This window comes from Actinomyces sp. AC-20-1, assembly GCF_023369555.1.
Taxonomy (GTDB): Bacteria; Actinomycetota; Actinomycetes; order Actinomycetales; family Actinomycetaceae; genus Actinomyces.
Genome location: NZ_JACJVC010000009.1, coordinates 1 through 14345 on the forward strand (window position 1 = coordinate 1; position 14345 = coordinate 14345).

Annotated in this window: 15 protein-coding genes, 1 tRNA gene and 1 riboswitch; of the genes, 9 read left to right on the forward strand and 7 right to left on the reverse strand. The window is 72.5% G+C overall.

The genetic code is table 11. The annotated features are described in order from the left end of the window. A partial coding sequence (locus H6X67_RS06715) for an ATP-dependent helicase C-terminal domain-containing protein (RefSeq protein ID WP_283251341.1) occupies window positions 1–1188 on the forward strand: 1188 nt, incomplete at its 5' end. 89 nt (window positions 1189–1277) lie between these two features. After that, a complete protein-coding gene (locus H6X67_RS06720; protein ID WP_249368674.1) occupies window positions 1278–1811 on the forward strand; it encodes a low molecular weight protein-tyrosine-phosphatase in 534 nt (177 codons plus the stop codon). Here H6X67_RS06720 and H6X67_RS06725 read toward each other — a convergent pair. Next, window positions 1780–2859, reverse strand: a complete 1080-nt coding sequence (locus tag H6X67_RS06725) for an alpha/beta hydrolase (protein WP_249368671.1) — start codon at window positions 2857–2859, stop codon at window positions 1780–1782. The two genes, H6X67_RS06720 and H6X67_RS06725, sit on opposite strands and share 32 nt — an antisense overlap. Window positions 2860–2958: 99 nt before the next feature. Then, window positions 2959–3050, forward strand: a riboswitch (SAM riboswitch). A 56-nt stretch (window positions 3051–3106) separates the two neighbouring features. On the opposite strand from H6X67_RS06725, the gene H6X67_RS06730 reads away from it, so the two are divergent. From H6X67_RS06730 to H6X67_RS06740, 3 genes are read left to right on the forward strand one after another with little or no spacing between them, the layout of a single operon-like run. Beyond that, window positions 3107–4096 carry a methionine ABC transporter ATP-binding protein gene (locus H6X67_RS06730; RefSeq protein ID WP_249368673.1) on the forward strand — a complete coding sequence of 330 codons (990 nt, stop codon included), beginning with the start codon at window positions 3107–3109 and terminating at the stop codon, window positions 4094–4096. Further along, on the forward strand, window positions 4093–4839 hold the full coding sequence (locus H6X67_RS06735) for a methionine ABC transporter permease (protein ID WP_249368670.1): 747 nt from the start codon (window positions 4093–4095) through the stop codon (window positions 4837–4839). Before H6X67_RS06730 ends, H6X67_RS06735 begins: the two co-directional genes overlap by 4 nt. A gap of 57 nt (window positions 4840–4896) precedes the next feature. Next, window positions 4897–5784 (forward strand): MetQ/NlpA family ABC transporter substrate-binding protein, encoded by an 888-nt coding sequence (locus tag H6X67_RS06740; protein ID WP_249368669.1) that lies wholly within the window; start codon window positions 4897–4899, stop codon window positions 5782–5784. A gap of 85 nt (window positions 5785–5869) precedes the next feature. Here the strand turns inward: H6X67_RS06740 and H6X67_RS06745 are convergent, their stop codons facing one another. From H6X67_RS06745 to H6X67_RS06755, 3 genes are all read right to left on the reverse strand, one after another. Next, complete coding sequence (locus tag H6X67_RS06745) at window positions 5870–7204, reverse strand: hypothetical protein (RefSeq protein ID WP_249368668.1); 1335 nt, start codon at window positions 7202–7204, stop codon at window positions 5870–5872. A 67-nt stretch (window positions 7205–7271) separates the two neighbouring features. Further along, the gene (gene upp, locus H6X67_RS06750) at window positions 7272–7910 is read right to left on the reverse strand and encodes a uracil phosphoribosyltransferase (RefSeq protein ID WP_249368667.1); all 639 of its coding nucleotides are present in this window, start codon (window positions 7908–7910) and stop codon (window positions 7272–7274) included. A 50-nt stretch (window positions 7911–7960) separates the two neighbouring features. Continuing rightward, window positions 7961–8392, reverse strand: a complete 432-nt coding sequence (locus H6X67_RS06755; protein ID WP_249368672.1) for a nucleoside deaminase — start codon at window positions 8390–8392, stop codon at window positions 7961–7963. 143 nt (window positions 8393–8535) lie between these two features. Here H6X67_RS06755 and H6X67_RS06760 point away from each other — a divergent pair, with 143 nt between their 5' ends. The 4 genes from H6X67_RS06760 to H6X67_RS06775 all read left to right on the forward strand — a co-directional run bounded on the left by H6X67_RS06760 (window position 8536) and on the right by H6X67_RS06775 (window position 10776). After that, window positions 8536–9123: a DapH/DapD/GlmU-related protein gene (locus tag H6X67_RS06760; RefSeq protein ID WP_249368666.1), complete on the forward strand. Its 588-nt coding sequence runs from the start codon at window positions 8536–8538 to the stop codon at window positions 9121–9123. A gap of 70 nt (window positions 9124–9193) precedes the next feature. After that, window positions 9194–9282 (forward strand) — tRNA-Ser (locus tag H6X67_RS06765). Between the two features lie 124 nt (window positions 9283–9406). Beyond that, on the forward strand, window positions 9407–9850 hold the full coding sequence (locus H6X67_RS06770) for a hypothetical protein (protein ID WP_249368665.1): 444 nt from the start codon (window positions 9407–9409) through the stop codon (window positions 9848–9850). A gap of 389 nt (window positions 9851–10239) precedes the next feature. Then, window positions 10240–10776: a hypothetical protein gene (locus H6X67_RS06775; protein WP_249368664.1), complete on the forward strand. Its 537-nt coding sequence runs from the start codon at window positions 10240–10242 to the stop codon at window positions 10774–10776. A 505-nt stretch (window positions 10777–11281) separates the two neighbouring features. Here the strand turns inward: H6X67_RS06775 and H6X67_RS06780 are convergent. The 3 genes from H6X67_RS06780 to H6X67_RS06790 form a co-directional block, all read right to left on the reverse strand. Further along, window positions 11282–12106 (reverse strand): formate/nitrite transporter family protein, encoded by an 825-nt coding sequence (locus tag H6X67_RS06780; RefSeq protein WP_249368663.1) that lies wholly within the window; start codon window positions 12104–12106, stop codon window positions 11282–11284. 70 nt (window positions 12107–12176) lie between these two features. Further along, a complete protein-coding gene (locus H6X67_RS06785) occupies window positions 12177–13040 on the reverse strand; it encodes a hypothetical protein (RefSeq protein WP_249368662.1) in 864 nt (287 codons plus the stop codon). 50 nt (window positions 13041–13090) lie between these two features. Further along, window positions 13091–14290 carry a Fic family protein gene (locus tag H6X67_RS06790; protein WP_249368661.1) on the reverse strand — a complete coding sequence of 400 codons (1200 nt, stop codon included), beginning with the start codon at window positions 14288–14290 and terminating at the stop codon, window positions 13091–13093. Window positions 14291–14345: the final 55 nt, after the last annotated feature.

Genomic DNA, 14345 nt, shown 5'->3' on the forward strand with positions numbered 1-14345 from the left:
GCCCTGCTCAGCGCGGACCTGCGCGCCCCGGGCGGGGACCTCACCGCGCTCGCCCGCCAGGTGCGCGACGCCTCCCCCGCCTGGCGCACCGAGGCCCGGCGGCTGGAGAGGGCGGCCGAGCAGGCGCTGCGCGGGCTGCCGGCCCCGCACAGGTCGGGCTCCTCCGGCAGCACCCGCGGGTCCGGGACGGGACCTGAGACCGTCGGCCTGGGCGAGGCCGTCGCGCGGGTCGCCGCCCTCGCCCACCCCGAGTGGCTCGCCCGCCGCCGCACAGGCGCCCCGGCCGCCGGTCAGGAGGCGGCCTACGCGACGGTCGGCGGCACCGGCCTGCGCCTGCCCGCGTCCTCCCCCCTGGCGGCCTGCGAGTGGCTGGCCGTCGCCGACGTCGACCGCGCCCCCGGGCGCTCGGACGCCCTCGTGCGCGCCGCGGCGCCCGTCGACGAGGACCTGGCGCTCGAGGTCGCCGCCGCCTGGCTCGCCGAGTCCGAGCGCACCGGGTGGAAGGGCACGCGCCTGCGCGCGCAGCGGGTGCGCTCACTCGGCGCCATCGCCCTGTCCACCACCCCTGTCGCACCCTCACCGCAGGTGGTGGGCGACGCCGTCGTCGCGCGCTGCCAGCAGGAGGGGCTGGACCTCCTGCCTTGGGGGGAGGCGGCCCGGCTGCGCGCCCGGATGCGCTTCCTGCACCGCGTGCTCGGTGGGCCGTGGCCCGCCGTCGACGACGCCTCGTTGCTGGAGCGCGCCGATGAGTGGCTGCGCCCGGCCGCCCAGGCGCTGGCCGGCGCTCGGCAGCTCGACCTCGGGCGCCTCGACGTCGGTGCGGCGCTGCGGGCCCTGTTGCCCTGGCCCGAGGCGGTCCGGCTGGACGAGCTGGCCCCCGAGCGCGTCGAGGTGCCCTCCGGCTCCCACGTGAGGATCGACTACGACGGCGAGCGTCCCGTGCTGGCCGTGCGCGTGCAGGAGTGCTTCGGCTGGGCCGCGACGCCGCGCGTGGCCGGGGTGCCCGTCCTGCTGCACCTGCTGTCGCCGGCACGGCGCCCGGTGGCGGTCACCGACGACCTGCGCTCCTTCTGGCAGGGGCCCTACCAGCAGGTGCGGCGCGAGCTGCGCGGGCGCTACCCGAGGCACGCGTGGCCCGAGGACCCGTGGACGGCGCCGGCCCTGCGGGGGACCGGCAGGCGCGGCTGAGCGTCGGCCACAATCGGGGGGTGAGCACCGCACCGGCCCCGCCCGTCCCGCCCGCGCCCCTCGACCCCACCGGGCCCTACCGCGTCGCCATGGTCTGCACCGGCAACATCTGCCGCTCCGCCATGGCGCAGGTGGTCCTCACCGACCGGCTGGCCGCCGCGGGCCTGGGGTCCGACGTCCTCGTCACCTCCTCGGGCGTCAGCGACGAGGAGCACGGCAACCCCATCGACCCACGGGCCCTGCGCCTGCTGCGCGAGCGCGGCTACGGCGCCGGCGACGACGAGGCGGCCCGCGCGGCCGGCAGGGTCCTGGCCTCCCACCGGGCGCACCGCGTCACCGACGCCGAGCTCACCGGCCACGACCTGCTGCTCGCCATGACCGGCGCCCACCGTCGCGAGCTCGTGCGCCGCGCGCAGCAGGTCGGCGCCGACCCCGGGCGCGTGCGCATGTTCCGCGCCTGGGACCCGGTGGCCCCGGCGGGGGCCCCTGACCGCGAGCTGGACGTGCCGGACCCGTGGTACGGGACGATGGCGGACTTCGTCGACACCCTCGAGGTGGTCGAGCGGGTCTGCGACGCCCTGGTGGGCGCCCTCAGCCGAGCCTCGCGGCCAACCAGCCGGTGAGCACGGACAGGTACTCGCCGCGGGCCGGCTCGGGCGACAGCGCGAGGTCGTGCACGCCCCCGGGCACCTGGCGGACCGTGACGTCGCGGCCCAGGTAGGGGGCGCGCGCCACCATCTGGCGCACGTCGAGCACGAGGTCCTGGCGCAGCGCCTCCTCGGGCGTCAGCTCCTCCCTGGCGGCCCCCGTCGCCGAGTCGGTCGAGCAGCACAGGAGCACCGGCACCTCGATGCCCAGACCGTGGTGGACGTCGCGGTGCGCCCGGCGCACGGCCGCCATGAAGCCCGCCCTCACGGGGAAGGACGGCGAGGGCTTGAGCGACAGGTCCCAGTCCCACTCGCCCCCCCAGCGGCGGTGGAGGGTGCGCCCGTACAGGTCGTCGGAGGCATCCCCCAGCGTGGCGCCGAAGGCCCAGTCGGCGGGCCTCTCGCCGTCGCCCGCCCACCCGGGCACCCCCTGCGCCAGCGGGTCGTTGACGACGATGCGGTCCGGGTCCCGGCGCGAGAGCAGGTCGACCAGGGCCGAGCCGTAGGAGCGCATGAGCCCCCCCGCCTGAAGGTCCAGCCACGGGGAGTTGAGCGTCACGGCCTCCACGGCCCCCGGGTGGTCGCCCGCCCACAGGACCACCTGGAGGCCGCCCGTGGAGTGCCCGTTGAGGACGAGGGCCGTGTGGCCGTGCTCCTCGCGGATGATCCGCACCGCCTCGCTGATCTCCTCGTCGTGCACGCGCAGGTCGCGCACGTCGTGCGGGGAGCGGTAGCCGACGCCGGAGCGCCCGCAGGTGCGCAGGTCCAGGGCGTAGAACTCGTAGCCGGCGCCCAGGAGCGCGTCAGCGAGCCAGGTCTGGAAGAAGTAGTCGTTGCGGCCGTGCAGGTACAGGACGGCGCGCGCGTGGCGCGGGGCCCGGCCCGGCTCGGGCACGGCCTCGCGCTGGTGGACCAGGACGGCGTGGTCGGCGCCGGGGGCGTCGTCGCTCACCGTCACGGGCAGGCGGCGGGCGACCCACGGCTCGCCCAGGAGGTCCGTCTCGAGGAGGGGCTCGGTGCTCATGACCGCATCCTGGCACTCCCAGCCGCCCGGCGAGTGACCTTCGTCCCTCACGGCCGGCAGTCCTTGACACACTCCCTCGCCCGCCACCTATCGTGTGCTCAACCATCCAGAGCAACCGAGAGACCTGGCTCGACGACGTTGCAGCAACCCCCGCTTCGCGGTGAGGGTGCTTCCGCCAGGACCGATGGAGGAATGAGTGAGCGACCTGTACGCACCCACCGTCTCCGGCGAGGCCGGAGCGGAGCCCATGATCTCGCTGCGCGACGTCCACAAGGTCTACACGCTGCGCGACGGCACCGAGGTGCGCGCTCTCGACGGCCTGAGCCTCGACGTCGCCCCCGGCTCCATCCACGGCGTCGTCGGGACCTCCGGCGCCGGCAAGTCCACCCTCATCCGCTGCCTCACCGGGCTCGAGCCCGTCACCAGCGGGCAGGTGCTCGTCGCCGGACGGGACATCTCGCACCTGTCCTCCCGCGAGCTGCGCGAGGCCCGCCGCCAGATCGGCATGGTCTTCCAGCACGCCAACCTGCTCGAGCAGCGCACGACCGCCCAGAACACCGCCTACCCGCTCTACCTGGCCGGCGTGCCCAAGGGCGAGCGCCACGAGACCGTCGCCCGCATGCTCGAGCTCGTCGACCTGGCGGACCGCGGCGCGTCCTACCCGGCCCAGCTCTCCGGGGGCCAGCAGCAGCGCGTGGGCATCGCCCGCGCGCTCGCGGACCAGCCCGCCGTGCTCCTGTGCGACGAGCCCACCAGCGCCCTCGACCCGGAGACCACCCGCTCGATCCTCGAGCTCATCCGGGACGTGCGCGACCGTCTCGGTGTCACCGTCATCATCATCACCCACGAGATGAGCGTCGTGCGCTCCGTGTGCGACTCCGTCAGCCTCCTCGAGGCGGGCAGGATCGTCGAGTCCGGCCCCATCGAGCGGGTCGTCTCCGACGTCACCTCCCGCCTGTCCCTCGAGCTGGTACCCGTCCCAGTCGTGCCCGACGACGCCGTCCACCCGGGTGAGGCGGTCATCGACGTCGCCCTCACCGCCCACCCCGGGCAGCCCGCCGCCGCCCAGGTCCTGGCCCTCGTGGCCGAGCAGGGCGCCGACGTCGCCGGCGGCGTCTTCGAGACCCTCGGCCAGGCTCAGGTGGGTCGCCTCGCCCTCACCCTCCCGGCCGAGCGCACCGAGACGGCCCTGGCCGTCCTGCGATCCGCCGGCGTCCACGCGGAGGTCCGCGCATGAGCACCCTCACCACCCTCTCCCTGACGGCCCACCCGGTCCTCGGTGCCCTGTCGGCCGCCGCCTCCAACGACGGCACCTGGTTCGAGCGCAGGGTCATCCAGCAGAAGCTCGTCCCCGCGATCCTCGAGACCCTGGGCATGACCTTCGTGTCCGGCACGCTCGCCATCGCCTTCGGCCTGCTGCTCGGTCTCGCTCTGGTCACCACCGGCAAGCGCGGCCAGCACCGCAACCGTCTCCTCTACGAGGTCCTGTCGCAGGCCGTCAACTTCGGCCGCTCGATGCCCTTCATCATCCTGCTCGTGGCCATCATCGCCTTCACTCGCCTCATCGTGGGCTCCTCCATCGGCTGGGCGGCGGCCTGCGTGCCGCTGACCGTCGGCGCGATCCCCTTCTACGCCCGCCTGGTGGAGAACGCGATCGCGGAGGTTGACGAGGGCAAGGTCGAGGCGGCCCTCATGATGGGCGCGTCCCCCAACCAGATCACCTGGGGCGTGCTCGTGCGCGAGGCCCTGCCGGGGCTCATCAGCGCCGGCACGGTCACCTTCATCACCCTCATCGGCTACTCCGCGATGGCCGGCACCGTCGGCGGCGGAGGGCTCGGGGACCTGGCCATCCAGTATGGGCACAACCGCAACTGGACGGACGTCATCATCCTCACCGTCATCATCATCGCGGCCATCGTCGCCGTCATCCAGGTCGCGGGCGACCTCCTCGCCCGCGTCGTCGACCACCGCCGCCGCTGACAGCCCCGCTGCAGCCCGGCCCACCGCACCCCCCACCAGAAGAGTAAGGACACCACTATGGCCTCCACCCTCACCCGTCGTTCCGTCATCGCCGGCGGTCTCGCCTCCGCGCTCGCGCTCACCCTCGCCGCCTGCGGCGGCTCCGGCTCCTCCACGGGCTCCTCAGGCTCCGGCGAGTCCGGCGCGGTCGACGGCATCAGCGTCGACGGCGAGACCACCACCATCAAGGTCGGCGCCACCCCGAACCCGCACGTCGAGATGCTTCAGTGGATCCAGGACAACCTGGCGGCCGAGGCCGGGCTCAACCTCGACATCGTCGAGATCACCGACTACCAGACGCCCAACACCTCCCTCGCGGACGGCTCCCTGGCGGCGAACTTCTACCAGACGCCCAACTTCCTCGCCCAGCAGATCGACGAGAAGGGCTACGACTTCGTCTCCGTCGCCGACGTGCACATCGAGCCGATGGGCATCTACTCCGCCACGGCCAAGGGCATTGAGGAGATCGCCGACGGCTCCTCCATCACCCTCAACAACGACCCGGCGAACACGGCCCGCGGCCTCAAGCTGCTCGAGGCCGCCGGCCTCATCACCCTCGACGACTCGGTGGACCTGCCCTCCGACCTCGACATCACGGACAACCCGAAGAACCTCAAGATCGTCACGGTCGCCGGTGAGCAGGTCGCCACGACGATGTCGGACGCGAACGTCGGCGCCGTCGTCCTCAACGGCAACTACGCCATCGACGCGGGCCTGACCCCCTCCAAGGACGCCCTCCTCCTCGAGGAGGCCGAGGGCTCCCCCTACGTCAACCAGCTCGTCGTGCGCACCGCCGACAAGGACAACGAGGCCCTCACCACGCTGGCCGGCCTCATGACCTCCCCCGAGCTCAGCGCCTGGATCTCCGAGCGCTGGACGGACGGCTCCGTCATCGCCGCCTTCTGAGCCGCCCCCGGGCCGGCCGGCCCGGGTCGCGACCATGTGCGAGGACCCCGCCTCAGTGTGAGGCGGGGTCCTCGCACATGAGGTCTCAGCCGGCGGGGACGTAGCCGTTCAGGGTGCCGGCGTCGACGTCGTAGCCGACGGCGAGGCTCTCCGTCACCATCGAGAGCTGGTCGCCGGCCATGACGTCCGTGCCCTCGAAGGTGACGGCCTCGCCCGTGGAGGTGTCGTGCATGAAGGCGAAGGCGTTGTCCGTCAGGCGGTCCTTGAGACGGACCGTCATGACCGTGTGCTCCGGGGTCATCGTCACCCAGGTCGCGCAGGACATGGAGGTCTGGGCGATGACGTCGGCGGAGGCGCCGGCCGAGATCGTGGGGACCTCGATGGTCGGGCCGTCAACGGCCCGGACCCTGTCGAGGCAGTCGCTGTCCTGCGGGTGGTAGCCCCAGCCGATGATGGTGCTGAGGTCGCCGTCGGCCCACAGGTCCTTGAACTGCCCGCGGGTGCGCGGGTGGGGGCCGTACTGCGGGGTCTCGTTCGCGACCCACGGCGTGGTGCCCGGGTAGTCCTCCGTCGCCTCGCCGCCCTTGATCCCGTAGGAGTAGATGTGCCAGTACTCCTGGCTCAGGTCCCAGGAGGCGATGGCCCAGCCGTCGGCGGCCGCCGCGATGGTCCAGCCCTGCAGCGCGGGCATCGTGAAGGCGATGGCCTCACCGGTGTCGATGTTGACGGCCGCGTGGGCGCCGACGAGGGCGTAGCGGGCGCCGTCGCGGTGGTAGACCGTGGGGGCCTGGGTCATGGACTCGAGCTCGCGGTGGCCGCTGGGGACCTTGGCGGTCCACACCGGTGCGCTGCTGCCGGGCGCCCAGCCGTAGCAGGACTCGGAGTCGGGGCAGGTGACCACCCGGTCCTCCAGGACGACGGGGCGGTCCGCCGCCGACCACGGGGCGGTGGAGACGGTTCCGGTGGCGAGGTCGATGAGGGTGGTGCCGTGCACGAGCGTGGTCGAGTCCCACACCTGGAAGGGCGCCTCCCCCACGGTCCCGGCGGTGAGGTCGGCCGTGGCGGTCCACGCCTGGGTGGCGCCGGAGGCATCGACCCGGTAGCCGGTGAGGGCGGCGCTCGTGCCCGTGGAGGCGGAGCGCTCCACGGCCACCAGGTAGTCGCCGGCGACGACGACCTCGGCGCCTGCGGGGACCTGGGCGGACCAGACCCGGGTCGCGCCCTGGGCCCAGCCGCCCTCCGGCAGGGCGTAGGGGCGCACGTTCGTGGCGCTCATCGCGGTGCGCTGGTCGGCGGAGGTGACCCAGCCGAGAGCGCCGACGCCCGCGAGGGTGAGCGCACCGGCCAGGACGGCGACGAGGACCGCCCGGAGGCCGGGCCTGTCGGGCTGACGCGCGGGCGAGGCGGGGGACAAGGTCATGGTGTGATGCTAAGGGGGTGGGCGCCGTCGGGCAGCCCCCTCGGGACGGTCCCGGCGCGCCCGAGCGTCAGTCGACGATGCCGTAGAGGCGGTCTCCGGCGTCGCCGAGGCCGGGGACGATATAGGCCTTGTCGTTGAGGCGCTCGTCGACGTGGGCGGTGACGATGGTGACGTTCGCCCGGCCGCCGATGGCCTCCTCGAGGGTCCTCAGGCCCTCGGGGGCGGCGATGAGGCACAGGGCGGTGACGTCGCGGGCACCGTGGGCCAGCAGGTACTCGACGGCGGCGATGAGCGTGTGGCCCGTGGCGAGCATCGGGTCGACGACGAAGCACTGGCGGCCGGAGAGGTCGTCCGGGAGGCGGTTGGCGTAGGTCTCGATCTCGAGGGTGTCCTCGTCGCGCTTCATCCCCAGGAAGCCGACCTCGGCGGTCGGCAGGAGGCGGGTCATGCCCTCGAGCATGCCGAGCCCGGCGCGCAGGATCGGCACGACGATGGGGCGGGGGTCCGCGATGCGACGGCACTGGGCGACGGCAACCGGGGTCTGGATGCTGACCTCCTCGGTGCGTACCTCACGGGTGGCCTCGTAGGCCAGGAGGGTGACGAGCTCGTCGACGAGCTGGCGGAAGACCGCGGAGGGGGTCTTCTCGTCGCGCAGGACGGAGAGCTTGTGGTCGATGAGCGGGTGGTCGGCAACGTGCAGGCGCATGGGCACAGCCTACGGCGCACGCCGGGCCCGTGCCGTTGTCCGGACGGCGATCAGCGGCGCCCGGAGAAGAAGGAGCGGAGCAGGGCCTCGGACTCGGCAGCGCGCAGGCCGGTGAGGACCTCGACGCGGTGGTTCGCGCGCGCGTCGCGCAGGACGTCGCGCACGCTGCCGCAGGCACCGGTGCGCGGCTCCCACGCCCCCAGGACCACGGTGGCGAGGCGGGCGAGCTGGATGGCGCCCGCGCACATCGTGCAGGGCTCCAGGGTGACGACGAGCGTGCAGCCGTCCAGGTGCGAGTCGCCCAGCGCGGCGCCCGCGGCCCTGAGCGCGCGGACCTCGGCATGGGCGGTGGGGTCGTGCTCGGCCTCACGGGCGTTGGCGGCCTCGGCCAGGACCCGGCCGTCGGGGGCGAGGACGACGGCACCGACGGGCACCTCGCCCTGCTCGCCGGCGGTCCGGGCGAGGTCGAGGGCGCGGTCCATGGCGGCGCCGTAGCGCTCGTCGGTCAGGGTCACGGAGACAGCCTCGCACGTGAGCGGCCGGAGCCGGCGGCAGGTCGGCGTGGATCATCCGACGGCGGTGGGCAGCCCTGCCCAGGGGATGTGCCGCTCGATAGTCTGCTCGTATGACAGACGCCGAGATGACCCTTGAGCGGTTCCTTGAGATGACGGCACGTGGGCGGGCCCTGCCCCACGACGAGCAGGTGCATGCCTTCATGGTGGCCGTGGGTGAGGAGAGCCGGCGCCTGACGGCCCGCCTGAACTCCGAGTACCTGGACCCGGCTGAGCGGGCCGAGCTCTTCGGTCGGATCACCGGGGAGGGGGCGCCGGAGGGATTCGGCATCTTCCCGCCCTTCACCACGGACTTCGGCCGCAACATCCACGTCTCTGAAGGCGTGTTCATCAACTCGGGGTGCCGTTTCCAGGACCAGGGCGGCATCTGGATCGGGGCTCGCAGCCTTATCGGGCACAACGTCGTGCTCGCGACCCTCAACCACGACCTGTCCGTGGCCCGGCGCGGTGACACGATCCCCGCGCCGATCCGCATCGGCGAGGACGTGTGGGTCGGCGCGAACGTCACCGTGCTGGCGGGTGTCACCATCGGTGACGGCGCGGTGGTGGCCGCGGGGGCGGTCGTGACCAAGGACGTGCCCGCACGGACCGTGGTGGCCGGGGTGCCGGCGCGGGTGGTGCGTGAGGCACCTGAGGAGTGAGCGCGTGAGCGAGGTCGCAGGGACGCGGGATTGGGCGTGAGGGGCCCGTCCGTGTACCCTCGTTCTCCGAGGTAGTGTGTCCGAGCGGCCGAAGGTGCAGATCTCGAAAGTCTGTGTGGTTCATAGCCACCCTGGGTTCGAATCCCAGCACTACCGCCATCGGGAGGCCCGGCGTTCCTACGGAAAGTTGGATCGCCGGGCCTCTCGCGTGTAGCGCGTGGAACGTACGTGGAACGCTGAGGCGGGTCTGCGTGTCATGGCGCCTGTCCTGAGAGGACCACTCATGAGCCCCCTGTTCCTCGACGTCGACGACGCCGGCCTGGCCCACCCCACGTGGTGCGACCACGGTTCGGGCTGCTACGTGACCGACGACGGCACCCCCGATGTCTCGGTGGTGCACACCAAGCGCCTGCCCATGCTCACGCTCCATGAGTGGCGGTGGGCGGACGGCCGGGTCGAGCGGGTGGTCACCGCTGACTGGGAGGAGATCTGCGACGACGACGTCGACGGCCAGGCTGCGGCCGACCTTGAGGTCCTGGCCCGTGACGCCCGGACGGCGCGTGAGTGGCTGGCGGCCCGGCAGGCCCAGTCCTCCGGCACGGCGTCGTGCGCGCGCACCGAGCGGGCCACGCACGCAGCCGCTGGCGGGCTGGGCACGGTCGGCGATGTCGGCACCGTGCGCAATGTCGGCACGGTTGGTGCTGCCGGTGTGGTGGGGTGCGTCTGACGCTGCTCGCGGAACGCGGCCAGGGGGTGTGAGTGCGGCTCGCACCCCCTGGTCCGTTCCTGCCGGTGTGACGGCCTGTGGGCGCTGGCGTGCGGACGCTGTAACGAAACCGCATGGTGCACGTGCGTCCTTGGGGTGCGTGTTCGACCCTCTTGTGTTCGGCCACTCGGGTCCCTGCCCGCCCCCACAAGGGCTCCCAGGGGCCTTGGAGGCGCGGAAAAAACGGACGCTCACCGCCGCACGCAGGACTGGGGGTGCTATCCGGCGGTTATCCGGCTGGGCCGGGGAGGGGGAGGCCCCCGGTGGGTGCGAGGGGGCCGCGAGCGCGCTCGCGTGCGGGCACGCTAGTGTCTGGGCCTGTGAGTGTGACGGCGTGGGGTGATGAGAGCGTGCGCCGTCGTGGTGTGGGCCAGCCGGTCTACCTGCTGGGCGCCTACCTGCCCCAGGGTGACGGGGCGGGCCTGACGGCAGACCTGTTGCGTTTCGAGCGTGGTCGCAAGCTCCACTGGCGTGACGCCAAACCCAGGGACAAGCGCGCCGTCTGCCAGGTCATCGGCGCGCACGAGGCCTCGCACATCGTCGTCGCGGCCGCGCCGCTGGTCGACGGCGTGCGCGAGGAGAGAGCCAGACAACGCGCGCTCGCGAGCCTGCTCGTCATCCTGGAGCAGTCCTACTCGGTCGACACACTCGTCCTGGAGAGGCGAGAGCGTTCCCAGGACGAGAAGGATGAGGCGCAGTGGGCGGCGCTGACACGCTCGGGAGCGATCCAGGCGCTGCGGCTCTCGCACGTGCACGGCGGCGATGAGCCGCGCTTGTGGGTGCCGGACCAGGTGCTGGGAGCCTACGGTGACTCTCTGGCCGGCGACACCCGGGCCTGGGAGCACCTGGCCCACCGCGTGCGGGTCGAGCACGTGAGCCTGGCGTAGACAGCACCGCAGGCAGCGCGAACGCCGGGCCCTGTGTCGACACAGGAACTCCGGCGTTTACTTCCGCACCGCATCGTAATGCGGGGGCAGGACCCAGTGTGCCCCGCCAGACCCCAAAGGGTCAAGGACAGTGGCACGGAAGGCGCCCAGACCATTGGGCGCCTCCCTCTGTACCAGATGAGGGGCGGGCAGTGGCCTCCCCCCCCGGGCCGCCAGGGATCGCGCGCCCGTGGGAGGGCCAGGCGCAGATGCCAGGCGACGCGGTGCGGGCCTCAACGGCGCGCACAAAGGACAACGTGCCTGCCGATGGACAACCTGCGTGCACCAGGACAACCAGAACGAGGCCAACAGGTTGTCCTGCGAGCAACAGGTTGTCCTTGGAACAACACGTTGTCCTGGGAGCGACAGGTAATCCGGGAGGGCCGCATCAGGGAGCAGCCAGCGCCCACCCGCACCACCCAGCACCGGGCCCGGCGCAGGAGCACCGGCCCCGGACCGCACCCTCTCAGTGCGCGACCGGCAGACCGGCCTCGACGCGAGCCTCGTCGGCCCCCTCCTCCGCCTTGTGGGCGACGAGGTACGCGCAGCCGACAAAGACCGCGCCCCCGACGACATTGCCCAACCCGACGACGAGGAGGTTGCGCGCCGCGTTCACCAGCGTCGCCGCCTCGTAGCCCTCGAGCAGGCCCAGGGAGAAGGTCGTCATGTTCGCCACGACGTGCTCGAAGCCGCAGGTGACGAAGGCGGCCATGCACCAGGCCATCGCGATGATCTTCGAGCCCTCGCTCGTCGAGCGGGTGGTCCACCAGATCGCCAGGCACACGAGGATGTTGCACAGGATCCCTCGGGTGAGCATCTCGAGCACCGAGTAGTCGACTCCCTTGTGGTGGACGGCGTACTCGACGAACGCTCCCGCCGCGGTCCCGGGCTCGACGACGCCCGCCCAGTGCACGAGCAGCGACAGCACGACGGCTCCCAGCAGGTTGCCCAGCAGCATGAACAGCAGGACACCGCCCGCACGGGCCCAGGTGATCGTGCGGCGCACGGCCCCGACGGCGAAGACCATCATCGCGCTCGTCGCCAGCTCTCCACCGGCGAAGACGCACAGGATGAGGCCCATGCCGAACACGGCGCCGGAGATGAGGGAGAACCAGGGGTCGCCGGCCTCACGGAAGGGACCGGCCGCGGTGAGCATGAAGACGTCGGCCAGGCCGATGAAGGCGCCCCCGAGCATGGAGGAGACGAGGAAGGGAAGGGGACGGCGGGCCTCGCCGGTGCGGGTGACGGCGTAGCCGGCGTGGTAGTCGATGTTCTGGGTGAGGGAGAGCATGGTCTGATCCTCCCTCCTCGCACCACGGCGGCACCGGGCTCTACGGCTCACCGCCGCCGTGGTCCACGCCTCATTCCGGCAGGATGAAGGAGCAGCCGAGCGCGAAGGGGAAGCCGGGGGCCAGGACCGCGTCCACTACGGGCTGGGCCATCGCGACCAGCCGCTCGACGTCGAGGCCCTCCTCACCGCCCGCCCGGCTCACCAGTGTCGAGTAGGGCACCTCAAGATCCAGCAGGGTCATGCCGTCCTGGTGGGTCGCCTCCGCCCAGGAGGGGGTGTCGACGTCGAGCAGGGTCCCCAGGTGGAAACGCATGACGGAGTCGGCGTCGACCTCGCTGGGGACGGACAGCAGGTGGTGGGCCTCCGGGTCGCGCGGGGCGCGCAGCGTGAACAGGAGGATGGCGCCGTCGCGGGCGGCCCGCAGCATGAGCCGGGCGACGTGCACGCTGAAGCCGGTGATGTCGAAGTCGGCGGCGGTGTCCCCCATCGCCTCCTGGACGGTCAGCGGGAGGCTGAGCGGCACGCGGGCGCCGTCACCAGGGTCGTTGACGGCCCTGCGCCCCGACGGCGACGCCGCCCTCAGCAGCAGGACGGGCCCCTCCTCTCCGTCCTGGGCGGGCAGGAGCGTGCCCGTCTCGACGTGCTCCGCCCAGCCGGTTGGCGTCGGAGAGGGGCCGGGCTCGGTCTCGACGTGCCCGAGCCCGAGGACGTGGGCGAGGTCGGTCCCGTCGGTGGGTCGGTACCACTCGATGTCGGTGCCGTCGTGCCACAGGGGCACGACGCCGTTGAAGGGCATGCCGAAGCGGACGTGGCGGGGACCGGTCGGCGCCTCAGGGGCCGGGGACGCGCCGTCGGGGGCCGCCCCGGGCAGCGGCGGCTCCATCGGGTCCTCGACGTCGCCGGTGCCGGGCCTGCCCACGAAGTACTCGCTCACGCACGCAGGCTACCAACGCGGGCTCTGCCGCCGGCCTGGGCCTCGGGGTGTCAGGCGCTGGCCAGCAGGACACGAAGCACCTCGGGCGCGGCGAAACGCCGTGCAGCCGGCCCCCTGCCCACCTCTGCCAGGACACCGAGGTCGACGAGCTGGCTGACCAGTGAGTTGGCCCGCCCGTAGGACACTCCGGTCTCCCTCTCGACCGACCGTACCGTGAAGGACGGATGCGCCACGGCGAGGTCGACGACCGACAGGGCGTGGGCCGAGCGCAGGCGCGAGCCCCGCACCTGCTCCCTGAGCTCGTCCTGGACACCGACGAGGGCGAGCATCTGCCGCTGGGTCGTGCTGGCGGCCTCAGCGAGTCCGTGAGCGAAGAAGGTGAGAAAGGTGTCCCAGTCGCCGTCGGTGCTCACGCCCAGCAGGGCGTCGTAGTAGTCGGAGCGCCGGGCCTCGAACCAGGAGGAGACGGTGAGCGTCGGCTCGGACAGAAGGCCGGTACGCAGAAGGGTGAGGACGATGAGATAGCGTCCCAGCCGTCCGTTCCCGTCACGGAACGGGTGGAGGGTCTCGAACTGGTAGTGGGCCATGCCGGCGACGACGACGGGGTCGATGCGGTCGGTGTGGTCGGTGCCGATCCAGTCGAGCAGCGTCTCCACGCCTGCGCGCAGCTGGTCGCCGGGAGGGACCGGGACGAAGCGTGCGGCCTCGATGGGGGTGAGGTCCCGGTCGGCGCCCTCCCTCCGCCCGATGACGACCTGACCGGTGCGCAACCGCCCTGACTCACTCTCGAGAGGGGTTCCCCGCATGAGCCGGCCCTGAAGGTCCTCCAGGAGCCCCAAGGTCAGTGGTCGCTCCTGCTGGACCCAGTCGAAGCCGATGCTCGCCATCGCGACGTAGTTGAGGATCTCGGCCATCTCCGCCGTGGCCGGGAACTCGTCGTCGGCGGTGAGGACCTCGGCGAGAGGCGCGTAGGTTCCTTCGAGCGCAGAGGTCGCCTGGGCCTCCCTCCGCAGGGAGGGCATCCGCAGGAGATAGGGGTTGGGGAGCCGACGCGCGGTGGCGTCCAGTGAGGCGAGGGCCCGGCCGGCTGCGGCCACAGCCCGGTGCGTGGTCCCGTCCAGCACCGGCTCCGCCTCTGGCAGGGGCGTGGGGATGAAGGCCGTGTGCTCCCACGGGCCGCGGAATGGGTCGAATCCGGAGATCTCGACCAGTTGTCCCATCGTCGGGTTTCTGAACATCGAGGTATCCACGATGTCAGCCTAAGACCCGTTGTGTGACATCGCTACAGCCTCGATGTCACACAAC

What these genes read in the sequence shown, in the direction of transcription:
- H6X67_RS06720 (WP_249368674.1), top strand. Translation starts at nt 1,278, where the DNA reads ATGGTCTGCACCGGCAACATCTGCCGCTCCGCCATGGCGCAGGTGGTC.
- H6X67_RS06725 (WP_249368671.1), bottom strand. Translation starts at nt 2,859, where the DNA reads ATGAGCACCGAGCCCCTCCTCGAGACGGACCTCCTGGGCGAGCCGTGG.
- H6X67_RS06730 (WP_249368673.1), top strand. Translation starts at nt 3,107, where the DNA reads ATGATCTCGCTGCGCGACGTCCACAAGGTCTACACGCTGCGCGACGGC.
- H6X67_RS06735 (WP_249368670.1), top strand. Translation starts at nt 4,093, where the DNA reads ATGAGCACCCTCACCACCCTCTCCCTGACGGCCCACCCGGTCCTCGGT.
- H6X67_RS06740 (WP_249368669.1), top strand. Translation starts at nt 4,897, where the DNA reads ATGGCCTCCACCCTCACCCGTCGTTCCGTCATCGCCGGCGGTCTCGCC.
- H6X67_RS06745 (WP_249368668.1), bottom strand. Translation starts at nt 7,204, where the DNA reads ATGACCTTGTCCCCCGCCTCGCCCGCGCGTCAGCCCGACAGGCCCGGC.
- upp (WP_249368667.1), bottom strand. Translation starts at nt 7,910, where the DNA reads ATGCGCCTGCACGTTGCCGACCACCCGCTCATCGACCACAAGCTCTCC.
- H6X67_RS06755 (WP_249368672.1), bottom strand. Translation starts at nt 8,392, where the DNA reads ATGGACCGCGCCCTCGACCTCGCCCGGACCGCCGGCGAGCAGGGCGAG.
- H6X67_RS06760 (WP_249368666.1), top strand. Translation starts at nt 8,536, where the DNA reads ATGACAGACGCCGAGATGACCCTTGAGCGGTTCCTTGAGATGACGGCA.
- H6X67_RS06770 (WP_249368665.1), top strand. Translation starts at nt 9,407, where the DNA reads ATGAGCCCCCTGTTCCTCGACGTCGACGACGCCGGCCTGGCCCACCCC.
- H6X67_RS06780 (WP_249368663.1), bottom strand. Translation starts at nt 12,106, where the DNA reads ATGCTCTCCCTCACCCAGAACATCGACTACCACGCCGGCTACGCCGTC.